This is a genomic window from Bartonella sp. bp_1 (assembly GCF_055808085.1).
Window position 1 is genome coordinate 1052872 of the sequence record NZ_CM147851.1, and the last position, 14886, is coordinate 1067757.

The window sequence follows — 14886 nt, forward strand, 5'->3', positions numbered from 1 at the left end:
CTATGATTAATGAAATTTACAATCAGAAGATCCTTGATTTTGCTGCCAATATCGACCGTCTTGGTCGACTATCGGCACCGGATGCCTCAGCAACTAAGCATTCACGGCTTTGCGGTTCTACCGTAACAGTCGATATAAAAATGGAAAATGGTATCGTAACCGACTTTGCCCATGAGGTGCGCGCATGTGCGCTCGGTCAGGCCTCTTCAGCGATTATGGCCCGCCATGTTATTGGCGCAACAGCGCAAGAGCTCAAAACACTGCACCATATTGTTACAGCCATGTTACATGAAGATGGTCCGACACCGGAAGGAAAGTTTGCCGATTTTGCCTGTCTTTTACCGATCAAGGATTACAAGGCCCGCCAGCCCTCTACCTTATTGACCTTTGATGCTGTTGTTGATTGTATCAGGCAGATCGAAAACCGGCAAAACTCATGACTCCAAGACAAACACGAAATTATAGCGGTCCTTGGAACAAAACGCCGGGACGCATCATCGGAATCAGTCTTATTCGCCTTTATCAGCTGACACTTTCAGGCTTTATCGGCAATCATTGCCGTCATGCACCGACCTGTTCCGAATACGCCTATGAAGCTATTGCACGCTTTGGATTATGGACGGGTGGCTGGATGGGGCTCTTCCGTATCTTGCGCTGCGGCCCCGGTGGCACCCATGGCTATGACCCCGTACCGGAAATACTGGATGCAGATCTCCACTGGTTTACCCCGTGGCGGTATTGGCGGCTAAGTGCAAAAGCCAAATAAAACTTTTCTTTCGACATATTTTTCTCTAAAAGGCATGCATTCAACGGCCTCTCAAAAAAGGTCATTTATCACAACCACCCGCATTCGTTGGCGGGACTGGATCATGAGGTTTTTATGTCTTCTTCCGTTTCCCTTAACTTTCCCGATGGTTCCAAGCGTGATTATCCTGCCGATATGAGCGGATTGCAGCTGGCCGAATCCATCTCGAAATCATTGGCTAAAAAATCCGTTGCCTATAGTATTGACGGTGTTATCCGTGATCTTTCAGACCCACTTGAACATTCCGGTAGCCTTGAAATCATCACTCGCGATGATCCTCGCGCACTTGAAATGATCCGTCATGACTGCGCCCATGTGCTGGCTGAAGCCGTACAAGAGCTTTTCCCGGACACACAAGTTACAATCGGTCCGGTTATTGAAAACGGCTTTTATTATGACTTCGCACGCAGTCAGCCTTTCACACTTGAAGACCTGACGACCATTGAAAAGAAAATGCGTGAAATCATCCAGCGCAACAAGCCATTCAGCAAAGAAGTCTGGTCACGAGACAAAGCCAAAAAGGTCTTTACAGACAAGGGCGAGCTCTACAAAGTCGAGTTGATTGACGCGATTCCTGAAGATCAAGATGTCAAAATCTATTACCAAGGAGACTGGTTTGATCTTTGCCGCGGCCCACATATGCAATCGACAGGACAAATTGGCAGCGCATTCAAACTGATGAAGGTTGCGGGAGCCTATTGGCGTGGGGATTCAAACAATCCGATGCTAACACGCATCTATGGTACAGCCTTTGCCTCTGATGATCAGCTGAACGCCTATCTCCACATGCTTGAAGAGGCAGAAAAACGCGACCACCGCCGTCTGGGACGTGAAATGGATCTGTTCCACTTTCAAGAAGAAGGCCCCGGTGTCGTTTTCTGGCATGCCAAGGGTTGGAAAATGTTCCAAAATCTGGTGAGCTATATGCGCCGTCGTCTTGATGACTATGGCTATCAAGAGGTCAACGCCCCTCAAGTGCTGGATAAATCCCTCTGGGAAATTTCCGGCCATTGGGGCTGGTACAAAGAAAATATGTTCAAGGTACAGCCTGCAGGCGATGATACCGATGACAATGATCGTGTATATGCCCTCAAACCAATGAATTGCCCGGGCCATGTACAAATCTTCAAACATGGACTTAAATCCTATCGCGACTTACCAATCAAAATGGCAGAATTCGGCAATGTCCATCGTTACGAACCTTCCGGTTCACTACACGGATTGATGCGCGTACGCGGCTTTACGCAAGATGATGCACATATATTCTGTACTGATGAACAGCTGCGTGAGGAATGCCTGCTTATTAACGAGCTTATCCTCTCAACCTATGCCGATTTCGGTTTTGACCACATCACTGTCAAACTCTCGACCCGTCCCGATAAACGTGTTGGATCGGATGCTCTGTGGGATCGTGCAGAGAAAGTCATGGCCGAAGTGCTGGAAACGATCAAACAAAATTCAGAAGGCAGGATTGATACCGACATCTTGCCCGGCGAAGGCGCATTCTACGGGCCTAAATTTGAATATACACTCAAAGACGCCATTGGACGTGAATGGCAATGCGGCACGACACAGGTCGATTTCAATCTGCCTGAACGTTTTGGCGCATTCTATATCGATCAGGAATCAGAAAAACGTCAGCCTGTGATGATTCACCGCGCCATATGCGGTTCCATGGAACGTTTCCTTGGCATCTTAATCGAAAACTTTGCCGGCCATATGCCTTTATGGTTTGCACCGGTACAGGTGGTTATTGCAACCATCACGTCCGAAGCAGATGATTATGCTAAAAAGGCTGCAGCACGTTTAAAAGCGGCTGGCCTACAAGTTGTGACGGATTTCCGTAATGAAAAAATCAATTACAAAATCCGCGAACATTCCCTACAAAAAGTGCCTGTGATCCTTGTTTGCGGCATGCGGGAAGCCGAAGAAGAAACAGTCAATATGCGCCGCCTTGGCAGTCAGGATCAGGTTTCCAAACCTCTAGAAACCGTTATCCGTGAATTGATCGAAGAAGCAACACCACCGGACCTAAAGCGTCTAAAACAGGTGTAAAATTGACAATTGTCCGGCGGGGCGGCTCATGCTAATCTGCCGGACATAATGTCATCAATACTCAAAACATTACGATTTCTATTTCTGATTGCCACGATTACCCTGATATCTGGCAACACAGGTCTTACAGCTCAGACTTATAACGCCGATTGCAGTCGTCATCACATTGAAAAGAACCTGCACGACAACAAGCATACAACGACTATACCAATGATATGCTGTATCACCGTCTTTGCACCTTCTATTGCTGCCCAAAGTCTTTTTTCAAATCAAAATCTATGGATCAAAAGACCTTTCTCATTCAATATAACCGCTTATGACGACAGTATCCCTGCACCACTTGTACAACCACCAATCTATCCTCCTGCCTGATAAAATCCATTTTACACTTCAAGCAAAAGGAATAGCGCCATGTTTACAACCACCCGCCGCCAATTATTAAGTTCAGCGGCCGCCCTACTTTCTGTGCCATTTATAACAAAACTGTCCTATGCAGACAGCCCCCAGAGAAAGCTGGCCATACCATATCTTTTGACTCCTGAGGAAGATGCCAAGATCACTTTACGCATGCATAAGGGAACACACAGTTTTACACCGGGATTGCACTGCCTTTCCGGCGGCATTAGCGCATCTTCCCATCCCCTAACGGGAGGCGGCTATAGCTATGCCATCGACTATCTGGGCCCGACAATCCGCCTCCAAAAAGGCCAAACTGTCAATTTTAATGTTGTCAACCATCTCGATGAACCGACCACCTTGCATTGGCACGGATTATTTGTGCCATCAACACAAGATGGCGGTCCACATAACACCATCGAGGATAAGGGCGAATGGAATGTCAAAATAAAGGTAGATCAAGCTGCCTCGACTAACTGGTATCATCCCCATCCCCATCAAAACACGGCTCGCCAAGCCCATATGGGGCTTGCCGGATTCATAATCGTCGATGATGGAAAAGACGAGGAATTGGGGCTGCCCAACCGCTATGGCATAGATGACATTCCACTCGTCTTGCAGGATCGGCGCGTTCTTGAAGGCAGTAAAATCTATGAACCGGACTTCATGGATATGATGCATGGTTTTCGTGGCAAGCATGTCATTGTAAATGGCTCAATCGAACCGGTTGCAGAAATCCCTGCCGGCCTTGTGCGCCTACGCCTGTTGAATGGTTCCAATGCCCGCATATTCAACCTTGCCTTTACCGATAAAAGACCCATGCATGTCATTGCATCCGATGGCGGAGCGATCGGCTCTACTACACCGGTTGCGCTTGAAAAACTCGTCATTGCGCCGGGTGAACGTTATGAAGTGCTTGTCGACTTTTCCAGTAATGACAAGGCTACTTTTGTCACCTCCGCCTACGATAATGGCCAAGGCGGCGATCTGAAATTAATGGATTTTGTCACTTCAGCCGAGCTTACCCCCGCTATCACTGCATTACCGGCAAAACTCGATACCCCCGCTATTGATCGCAAGAAATGGGATATCAAAGACATACGTGAGCGGTCTTTTGTTTTTAACGAACGCATGATGGAAAATATGCAGACCATGATGGGAGACAAAAAACACAAGATGGATCATCCTATGGCGGAGAATGAGGCAACAAAGCACGACAATTCGGATATGACGGATCACGCTATGATGCATGGTGGACGCTCGAGCGAAGAGACCGGCCCTACTGTCATTGCTGCCCAATCACCAATGCGAATGGCTCTCAATGAACAGACATTCGATATGAACCGTATTGATGTCGAAGCCAAGCTAGGTTCCTATGAACTCTGGCGCCTTGCCTCACTCGAAATGCCACACCCCTTTCACATCCATGGAGCCTCCTTCTTCATCTTGTCAATCAACGGAGAAGAACCGCCAGCCCATTTACGCGGATGGAAAGATACGGCCCTTGTTGACGGTACGATGGAAGTTATCATCCACTTTAACCGCAAGGCTGACAAAGATCATCCATTCATGTTCCATTGCCATGTTCTTGAACATGAGGATCTTGGCATGATGGGGCAATTTATCACAAGCTAAACAGATATAGGGGCGGCAAAACCGCCCCTCTCTCATTCCACATCAGTCAACAGAATCAATATCATCATCAGCGGTTGCCTGATTTTGTACATCGGCAAGCAGATTGATTTCCTGATCAACACCAGATGAGACCGAAAAAGCTTTCTGATAAAATTGATCCTTGTTTTTGGCAATCGCGACATAATCGCCTTCTGCCAAAACCATTGTGGCATAAGCACCGACAGTTTCGCGGACAATATCGCCAGAATCATTGGTAATCGACCAACTTGTATCGGCAAGAGCTTCGCCCCCTTCTTGACGGACAAGCTTGAGCGTTACCAAGGCGGCATGATGTTGTAATGTTGCTTCAGTAATCTTTCCCGCATCAACACGGATATCGGAACGCGCAATCGCATTGGCCGAACCATAATTGGAAACAATATGATATGTTCCAGCATTGAGACGCGTCACGACACCCGGCTTGATATTCTTTGCGATAAGGGCCTGTTCGTCATTCTCGCTATCATCGGAATAAATTGTAAAGGACAATAATTGTTCATTAATTTTGCCCTCCGGCAGACTGGCATTCAGTTCAAGCCCGCCAGCGTCAAGAACAAAACTCTCACTGATATGTTGACCCTTTTGCAACATAACACGACGCGTTGCCGTAGCACGGCCAAAAGCCACATAAATAATATAACTGCCCGGCTCCAGATCAATTTGCGTTGCCCCCCCCTGCCTTTCCGCAATAAGAGGCAATTTTGAATCAATACCGGCAAGTGGTGAATAAATACGCCAGATAAGCCCCTCTTCAATCTTTGGTCCCTTATCGACAAGTGATACAGACAGTTCCAACTGTGCTTTTTCCACAACAGGCACTGCCTCACTAGAAGGCATTGCCAAGTCATGTGGCGCTTGTTGATTGTCCTCATGACTGAAATCAAGATCTGGAATCTGGACATCCTGCGCCGCAAGACGCGCTGTAGCGCAGATGCATACAATAAAAATTATGACAATACGGGCACATATTTTCATTATCTGTAAATAAACCGACATCATGACAGGCGCATCAAACATTATTCTCTGGCTCAAATATTTCTAGATTAAATGGCAAAACTTGTGCCGCAACCACATGACGATACAGCATTCGGATTCTGTATCTGGAAAGACTGCCCCATCAGATCATCAACAAAATCAATTTGAGCCCCTTCAAGAAAAGGCAACGACACCGGATCAATTAAAATCACAGCACCGTCCCGATCAATCACCAGATCGTCGTCTTCTCGCTCATCTACAAGATCATATCTATAAGAAAAACCTGAACAGCCGCCGCCCTCGACAGAAATACGCAGGGCACTTTTATCAGGTTCTGCCGCCAAAATTTTGGCAATTCTTTTTATCGCATTGTCGGTTGCACTGACACCAGTCATCAACATATCCTTGCAGTTTAAGCAGCCTCACCTTAAATAGCGGGCATCATCCAATAATGAATCTAGGATGAGAACGGGAAAGATGCAATGGATTTGGAAAAAACTTCTGATTTTAATGCAATCGGTTTTGGCTATCGTGAACGCGCACATTATGCATGTGACCCGGCCAAAAGCCGTGGACGTTTATTTGCCGAACCAGAAAGCCCAACCCGCACACCTTTTCAACGCGACCGTGACCGGATCATCCATTCCAATGCATTCCGGCGCCTAAAGCATAAAACGCAGGTCTTTGTTGCCCATGAAGGCGACCATTACCGGACAAGGTTGACCCATACTATTGAAGTCTCACAAATTGCCCGTGCACTTGCCCGCGCCTTGCGCCTTGATGAAGACCTTGCCGAAGCGATAGCTCTTGTCCATGATTTCGGCCATACACCATTTGGCCATGCCGGCGAAGAAATACTCGACGAAATGATGCACAATTATGGGGGCTTTGACCATAATGCCCAAGGCTTGCGGATTGTAACCAGACTGGAACATCGCTACGCCGCTTTTGACGGCCTGAACCTGACTTGGGAAACATTGGAAGGACTTGCCAAACACAATGGCCCACTTACCGGCCCCAACAGCCGTGAAACAGATCTACCGGAAGCTATTAGCGACTTTAATTCAATGTATGATCTGGAACTCGACAAATTTGCCTCACTTGAAGCGCAATGTGCTGCCATTGCCGATGATATCGCCTATGACGCCCATGATATTGATGACGGGCTACGCTCACACCTTCTCAATCTAGAACAATTGCAAGAGATTAAACTAACAAGAAATATCCTATCTAACATTCAGGAACAATATCCCGATCTTGATGCAACCCGCCGCGGTTACGAACTCGTCAGACGACAAATTACAACATTGGTTGAAGATGTCATACAGGAAACACAATCACGGATAGAGGCATTCAAACCACAGTCGGTTGAAGATATACACAATGCAGGCCGGATGATTGTCGCTTTTTCCGACAAGATGAAGGCACAGGAAAAAACGCTTAAGACATTTCTTTACAAAAACCTTTATTTCCATGAAAAAGTTATGGAACGACGCCATGCAGGTGAGGATATTGTACGGGATTTATTCGCTCGCTATATCCATGATCGCAATGCACTACCCAATGAATGGCAGGAAGAGGCAGCCTCTCTTGATCCAACCTCTTATGCACGTCTGATCTGTGACTTTATTTCAGGCATGACCGATAATTATGCAATCCGTGAACACCGACGATTGTTTGACCACACCCGATATTTGGCTTAAGCCATTTCCTTCAATACGGAATCTGCAGAATGAACACCTTTAAAGTTTTCGAGAAAAAAATTAAAAAAATAATAGAAACGTCTGATATTAAAGATCAATCAGGCGAACCGCTTGATGTTTCACGCCTAACCGTCGAAGCGCCGCGCGATTCTTCGCATGGTGACCTGGCAACAAATGCAGCAATGGTTCTATCGAAGTCCGTAGGCGAAAATCCACGCCATCTGGCCGAGCACATTTGCACATTGCTGCAATCCGACAAGAATATTGCCTCTGTATCTGTGGCCGGACCGGGTTTTATCAATTTACGCCTGACCGATGATTATTGGCGCGAACAGTTACGCTTTATGATCGACGAAGGTCTGAATTACGGTCGCTCAGACCTCGGCAAAAATATTAAAGTCAATATTGAATATGTTTCAGCCAATCCAACGGGCCCTATGCATGTAGGTCATTGCCGAGGCGCCGTTGTCGGCGATGTATTAGCAAACCTGCTTAAATTTGCAGGCTTTGATGTCGTCAAAGAATATTACATCAATGACGCCGGCGGCCAGATTGACGTATTGGCACGCTCTGTCCTATTGCGCTATCGTGAAGCCTTGGGAGAGCCTATTGTTACTATTCCAGAAGGTCTCTATCCGGGCGATTATCTTGTTCCGCTCGGTCAAAAATTAGCAGCAGAATTTGGTGACAGTCTGTTGAAAAGCAATGAAGATCCGCTACCTTTAATCAAAGAACGCGCCATTGCCGCCATGATGGATATGATCCGCGACGACCTTGAAGCACTCAATATCCATCATGATGTTTTCTTTTCGGAAAAAACCTTACATGCCAATGATTCTCAAGCTATACGCTCGGCCATTAATGAACTAACACTCAATGGTTTTGTCTACAAAGGCACCCTGCCTCCGCCAAAAGGTCAAGTGCCGGATGATTGGGAAGATCGTGAACAAATCCTGTTTCGCTCGACTGATGTCGGTGACGATCAAGACCGAGCACTTATAAAATCGGATGGTTCATACACCTATTTTGCAGCCGATGTTGCCTATTTTAAAGACAAATATGATCGCGACTTCAATGAAATGATCTATATTCTTGGGGCTGACCATGGCGGTTATGTCAAACGTCTTGAAGCCGTTGCCAAAGCTATTTCAGGCGGCACATCTAAACTGACAGCACTTTTATGCCAACTGGTCAAACTCTATCGGGATGGCGAACCGGTAAAAATGTCCAAACGTGCTGGTTCTTTTGTCACGCTGCGCGATGTGGTCGACGAAGTTGGCCGTGATCCTGTGCGCTTCATGATGCTCTACCGTAAAAGTGACGCGCCCTTGGATTTCGACTTTGCAAAAGTGACAGAACAATCCAAGGACAATCCCGTCTTTTACGTCCAATACGCTTCGGCACGCTGCCATTCCGTATTCAGACAAGCTCGTGAACAGCTGGGCATCGATGACTTTGACGCAAAAAAAGCCTCAACGCACCTTGATCTACTCAATGACGAGAGCGAAATTGCACTGATTCGAAAACTAGCTGAATATCCACGCCTCATTGAACAGGCTGCCAAGCATCAAGAACCACATCGACTGGCTTTCTTTCTTTATGATCTGGCATCTACATTCCACGGACATTGGAATAAAGGCAATGACAATACAGATTTACGTTTTATCAAGCAAAACAATACAGAATTGTCTCTCGCCAGACTGGGATTGGTGAAAGCCGTATCGAATGTTCTCGCGTCAGGTCTCCATATTATCGGAGCCGAAGCACCGACGGAAATGCACTAAGATTAACACGGAAAAAGAGTATACTACTATTGTTTTTGTGCATTACCCTGAAATAAAACGACAACTGGTTATGTATTCAATTTTTTTTACAAAATTGTTTGGCATACTAATAATAGGCTCATGCCGAATCATATAACCGGCTGAATTGGGATTCATAATGACGGACAAAAGCAACAATGGCCGCCCACAGCAACCAGGAACAGAGATCGACAATGATCCTCTGATGGAATTGACGCGCCTATTTGATCTTGATGATAAAGATTTTGCGCAAGGACCTGATTTTGATATTCCCTCGATAAACGAGACACCCGTCGCACAAGAAAAAGCAGACCCCGTACAATCGGCAGATGACTTTGATCTTTCTTTTCTGGATTCCGAGCTTGAAAACACTATCGACCAGTCATTGGCCGACACGATTCAAGATTCAAACTTCCCCTTCACCTCGGATGACGACCTGCCGTTTGATCTGACCGAAGATGCTATCGAACCAGCCGTTGAAAACGCCAATATTGAAAATCCGGCACAGCAACAACCCGATGTTCCTTTTGATGATTTCTACGATCTGCCCTCACCTGTCTCGACAACACGCTCGCCATCCCCTCTGATCGAGCCCATTTCTAATGACAGGCCTACCCCTGCAGCCCCCATGCCGCCACCCCAGACACCTTCGGCACCGGCAAGTTTCTTCCCTGACATGCAGGCGTCAGCCTATCAAAGCAGGGCTAACGAACCAACTTTTGAAGATGAACTGCAAGATCTTCTTGATAACAACCCGATGCCTTATGCTGATGAACATCAGCAGGTTGAGCACAACATAGATGACACGTCTAATACCTATGCTGAACCTATATTTGCGCAAGCGACATCCATCAAAGACACCTTGCCCGATCTACCGATTGATGAAACACCTATTGTTTCACCTATGGACGATCTTCCTATCGATCCTTTTTATGATGAGCCACAAGACCTTCAACCACCATCAATGCCTGATACGGAAGCAACTACAATTGAAGGCAATGATCCATTCGGTTTCAATCAGGTTTTTGAGGAAACAACAAATCAATCGGCAACACCTGATGTCTATATGGCCCAACCGCAAACGCCGCCGCCCTCTCCAATGGAATCGGCCAATTATGTTGTTCCTGAGCAGCCAGCCCAACATATCCAGCAACAGCAAGTCAACCAGCCGACCGAAGCCTTATTCCCCGACCAGAGTGAAGACTATGCCGCGCAAAACCCGATTGATATGTCTACGCCTCAGGAAAGCGAAGCATCCGTTGTCGCTACATTGGATGAATATACGCCCGTTAATAATGCCGTAAGCGCTGATCAACCACCAATTGTTGACAGTTACAACTTTGATGATGCGGTTGTAACACCGAGTGAACATTTTGAAATTCCAAACGTTCCCTATAATGAGAGCGAATCTGTTCCCGAAGATCAGATATATTCACAAGAGTTTGATGAAATTTTCAGTGTTGGCCAACCGGTAGCGCCACTACAGCCAAATGAATCTGAAGATTTATTTTATGAAGAAACACGACAGGCCGCACAAGCCTATGCACAAACAACACAAGTTCAAAAACCCGACCAGCCTTATGAAACCCAAGCCAATGCAAATTATATCAATAACGATATAGACCCAGAAAGCGATTTTGGTTGGAACGGCGCTGCTGCCGCTGCTCTTGCAGGCTCACAAACAGGACGACGACGCCTTGTTGGAGGCAAGACAATTGCTATAGCGGCTGTTTCCCTCATTATTGCTGTTGGCGGCATCGCAAGCACCCTATATCTCTTGAATAACCCTGCAAGCACAACTCCGACTGTTATTCAAGCAGATCGCGATCCAATCAAGGTTGAAGCAGAAGGCAGCACGCAGACGAATGTGCCCAATCAAGGACAGGCCGTCTATAATCAGGCAACAGGCACAAACCAGAACAATACGCAACAAGACCAGCTTGTCGACAATTCTGAGACCCCTGAAGACCTGACAGCATTGAATGAGCCGGCACCAAGCACAGTTGACACGCCGATTGAGCCAACCAGTATTGAAGCTGCCATTAAATCGGCTGAAGACCAGACAGTGCCAACACGGATTGCTCCATCCATTACGATTGATACAAAAGGTAATGTTGTACGAGACAGCCGGGTAAAAACCGCGCAGAATGATGATAATCTGACAGTTCCCGAGGGAAGTACGCCGTCAAACCAATCTGCTGATACAGATAATGATGTTATTTCCAACGAGATAAAAAATGCACCAGTTGAGGATTTGCCGCAACCGGCTTGGGCAACGCCACAAAATAATGATGCAGGAAGTATGCAAAATACCGCGGCACAACCGCAGCCCCAATCGCAAACATCAACACCTGCAGCACAACAAGCTCCTCAGGCACAAACCCCAGTTGCTGCTCCTGCACCGACTGCAAAACCGACACAGACGGCTGCCCAGCCTGCCAACACCACTACACCACCGCCAGCAGGCAGCTATTATGTACAAATTGCCTCTAATCCATCACAAGAGCTGGCTCAAAGTGCAGTGACATCAGCAAAAAGCCGTTATGGTGCTATTATTGGAAATCTTCCTATCAATGTTACAGCAGCCAACATCCCCAATCGCGGCACCTATTACCGTGTACGCATACAAGCAGGCAGCCGTGAAGATGCTACATCCCTATGCGAACGTTACAAGCAGGCAGGTGGCAGCTGTTTTGTCGGCCGTTAATTCTCTATAGCTAATCTATCACACTCACTTTAGTGGTGTGATATTTCCATTGCTAGTTCTACATTTTTGGTCTTAATGTTACCCCATGCAACCCGAAAATTATCAAACACGCGATAAGCTGAATATAAAATTCTTGCCCACTGCGCCTATCGCGGCTATCGAGTGGCGCATTGAAGACGGTTTGACACCTTATGATAGGGCGCTTAAATTCATGGAAGAGCGGGTTGAAAAAATACGCCGCGGTGAAGCTGGCGAACTGATCTGGCTGGTTGAGCACCCCCCTCTTTATACTGCTGGTACAAGTGCACAGATGTCCGATCTGTTGGAGCCTGACCGTTTTCCGGTTTTCAATGCCGGACGTGGCGGCGAATTCACATATCACGGCCCCGGCCAACGTGTTGTCTATGTCATGATGGACCTGAAAAAAAGGCGGGAAGATATTCGTGCCTTTGTTGCCGCTCTCGAAGAATGGATCATTCGCACAATTGCAACATTCAACATCAAAGGTGAGCGACGTGAGGACCGTGTCGGTGTATGGGTTTCTCGTCCTGAAAAGCCGCTTCTTCCAAACGGCGAGATTGCGGAAGACAAAATAGCCGCAATTGGAATCCGCATCCGTAAATGGGTCAGTTTTCATGGTTTTGCTATCAATGTAGAACCGGATTTATCCCACTATAATGGTATTGTCCCCTGTGGTATTGCGGACTATGGCGTAACAAGTCTTGTTGATTTGGGACTTCCTGTAACAATAGACGACTTGGATATTGCGCTTAAAAAAACCTTCACGCCTATATTCGGAGAGTAAGAGTGCAATCAACGCCCGGTTCTTCATCCTGCAAACAGACAATATTCGGCGATATACGCTTTGTACGTCTGGTTTCAGGTAGTCTACTGCTTTTCTACTTTCCTATCTTGCTTAATCCTTATTATTATCGTGACGATTATCGACGCGCTATAAGCGAACAGCCCGGCTATAGCTGGCTAGGACGCCCTATCGGTGATATGGCAGCCTATCTCTTCAGTTCCAATTGGCAATATATGCCTGATTCATCACCATTATTTCTGATTATAGCGCTTTCTATTACCGGTGCGACGATACTATACGCACTTAAATTACGTGCCATTCCCTTTAATGCCCAAAATAGCCTTGTTGTAACCGCCTTTATTTTTAATCCCATCTATATCCAGTGCCTGCTATACCGCTTTGACTGCCTGACAATGTCAATAGGCTATGGGCTAGCAATTTTAGGATGGGCCGTTCTCAACCGCTCCGCAATAACTGCAATCACATTATGGGTTCTTTCGATGATGGCGTATCAAACCTTCATCAACATCGCCATCATGCTAATCCTCATGGAAGCAGCCTACGCATTATACCATGGACAAAATATAAAACGTTTTATGGTGCAGACGGGACGCCATCTATTATATATTATTATTGCGCTGGTCATCTATTTCATTATCAGCAAATTTTTCCTGACATCCAACGCTGCCGCACGTAGCGATTTACCAGCCCATGCAGGTGAATATTTTATAGCAATAATGCGCCGTATAGAAGCAGCTTATTCACGCTATTTCGGTGCCTTGTCGATGAGTGGAAAGATATTCTACGCTTTTGTTATCATTGTCGCCTTTATCGAAATCCACCTGCATATCTACCGATCAACGTCCTATTCCTTGCGTATTGTCCGTTCAACACTGTGTAGCTTTTTTGTCGTTTTTTTTATCGCCTTTTCACTTGGCATCATGATCCCCATTGCAAGTGAAAACCTGATTATGCCGCGTACCATTGTCGCAGCGGGAACATTTTCATGTATCTTAGTATATCTGGCATGGAAGTTTTTTAACAGATTCAATCATCTAGCAGCATGGTGCATTATACTTCTTTTTTTGCTAGCCCCATTAAGCTTCAGCTATATTGTGAACAGAGATGTCAGCAAACAACACCATTACACCCAATTTATTGTTGAACAGCTGGCCATGGACCTCGGTAATATGGATCAAGGCCATAATATCATTGTAAAAGGACGCCTACCGTTTTCTCCCTTGGTAAAAAACGATATCAACCATATGCGTCTGGCACGCCATATCGTCCCGCCTGCTGATGGCTGGATTATTTCTTCATGGCTTCAAGTATATGACATCACCCAATTGGATGAAAACACAACATCGGAAAAAATCGATACCTTAATGACGCATATATGCGAGAAACGATTGGCCCCTATTATCCAGCGTAAAAATTATTCAATCTATGAAGACAACACTATATATTTTGTATGGCTTGTAGAAAATAATGCAGAAAGCAAGAACAAGGCCTGTAAAAAAGATATAAAGACAGACGATGAGACCGATTAGACACGTCGCATCAAAATACAGTTCTTTTTTTTGGTTTTGTGCTTCTGGCGCAATAGCTCTGATTGTTGACTTCGTGTGTTTTATACTTTTTCAGAAAACTATCGGCAACATATGGATCGACCGTGCCTTGGCATTCCTATGTGCGGCTACCTTTACATGGCATTTCAACAGACGTGTGACCTTTAGAAAACGCAAGGCAAAATATTTATCAATCAAGGGTTGGGGTATCTATGTAGGCCTAGCCATAATCGGCTTCATTTTTAATTATTCTGCAAGCATGTTTGTCATGACACGTTTTGAATCCCCCTCACCCAGCGTTGCTTTTTTATCTTTATCATGTGGATCACTCGCCGGGCTTTTTTTTAATTTTATCAGCAATAATTTTTGGTTTTTTACAGGAAAAAAAGATTAAAT

General features: G+C 46.0%; 12 protein-coding genes. 10 read left to right on the plus strand and 2 right to left on the minus strand.

What is annotated here, in order from left to right; all coding sequences use genetic code 11:
* The first annotated feature begins 2 nt into the window (after window positions 1-2).
* From ACYZ97_RS05210 to cueO, 4 genes are all read left to right on the plus strand, one after another.
* Complete coding sequence (locus ACYZ97_RS05210) at window positions 3-440, plus strand: iron-sulfur cluster assembly scaffold protein (RefSeq protein WP_473300410.1); 438 nt, start codon at window positions 3-5, stop codon at window positions 438-440.
* Window positions 437-766, plus strand: a complete 330-nt coding sequence (gene yidD, locus ACYZ97_RS05215; protein ID WP_473300411.1) for a membrane protein insertion efficiency factor YidD — start codon at window positions 437-439, stop codon at window positions 764-766. Before ACYZ97_RS05210 ends, yidD begins: the two co-directional genes overlap by 4 nt.
* Window positions 767-880: 114 nt before the next feature.
* Window positions 881-2860, plus strand: coding sequence for a threonine--tRNA ligase (gene thrS, locus ACYZ97_RS05220; RefSeq protein WP_473300412.1), 1980 nt, complete (start codon window positions 881-883; stop codon window positions 2858-2860).
* Between the two features lie 411 nt (window positions 2861-3271).
* Window positions 3272-4891, plus strand: a complete 1620-nt coding sequence (cueO, locus tag ACYZ97_RS05225; protein WP_473300413.1) for a multicopper oxidase CueO — start codon at window positions 3272-3274, stop codon at window positions 4889-4891.
* A 42-nt stretch (window positions 4892-4933) separates the two neighbouring features.
* Here cueO and ACYZ97_RS05230 read toward each other — a convergent pair whose 3' ends face one another.
* Window positions 4934-5947, minus strand: a complete 1014-nt coding sequence (locus ACYZ97_RS05230) for a hypothetical protein (protein WP_473300414.1) — start codon at window positions 5945-5947, stop codon at window positions 4934-4936.
* Window positions 5948-5973: 26 nt separating this feature from the next.
* Window positions 5974-6300, minus strand: coding sequence for an iron-sulfur cluster insertion protein ErpA (erpA, locus tag ACYZ97_RS05235; RefSeq protein ID WP_473300415.1), 327 nt, complete (start codon window positions 6298-6300; stop codon window positions 5974-5976).
* Window positions 6301-6387: 87 nt separating this feature from the next.
* On the opposite strand from erpA, the gene ACYZ97_RS05240 reads away from it, so the two are divergent.
* The 6 genes from ACYZ97_RS05240 to ACYZ97_RS05265 all read left to right on the plus strand — a co-directional run bounded on the left by ACYZ97_RS05240 (window position 6388) and on the right by ACYZ97_RS05265 (window position 14884).
* Window positions 6388-7608 (plus strand): deoxyguanosinetriphosphate triphosphohydrolase, encoded by a 1221-nt coding sequence (locus ACYZ97_RS05240; protein WP_473300416.1) that lies wholly within the window; start codon window positions 6388-6390, stop codon window positions 7606-7608.
* 29 nt (window positions 7609-7637) lie between these two features.
* On the plus strand, window positions 7638-9392 hold the full coding sequence (gene argS / locus ACYZ97_RS05245; protein WP_473300417.1) for an arginine--tRNA ligase: 1755 nt from the start codon (window positions 7638-7640) through the stop codon (window positions 9390-9392).
* A gap of 157 nt (window positions 9393-9549) precedes the next feature.
* Window positions 9550-12117 (plus strand): SPOR domain-containing protein, encoded by a 2568-nt coding sequence (locus ACYZ97_RS05250; RefSeq protein WP_473300418.1) that lies wholly within the window; start codon window positions 9550-9552, stop codon window positions 12115-12117.
* An 85-nt stretch (window positions 12118-12202) separates the two neighbouring features.
* Window positions 12203-12922: a lipoyl(octanoyl) transferase LipB gene (lipB, locus tag ACYZ97_RS05255; protein ID WP_473300419.1), complete on the plus strand. Its 720-nt coding sequence runs from the start codon at window positions 12203-12205 to the stop codon at window positions 12920-12922.
* A gap of 2 nt (window positions 12923-12924) precedes the next feature.
* Window positions 12925-14472: a glucosyltransferase domain-containing protein gene (locus ACYZ97_RS05260; RefSeq protein WP_473300420.1), complete on the plus strand. Its 1548-nt coding sequence runs from the start codon at window positions 12925-12927 to the stop codon at window positions 14470-14472.
* Complete coding sequence (locus ACYZ97_RS05265; RefSeq protein ID WP_473300421.1) at window positions 14459-14884, plus strand: GtrA family protein; 426 nt, start codon at window positions 14459-14461, stop codon at window positions 14882-14884. Before ACYZ97_RS05260 ends, ACYZ97_RS05265 begins: the two co-directional genes overlap by 14 nt.
* Window positions 14885-14886: the final 2 nt, after the last annotated feature.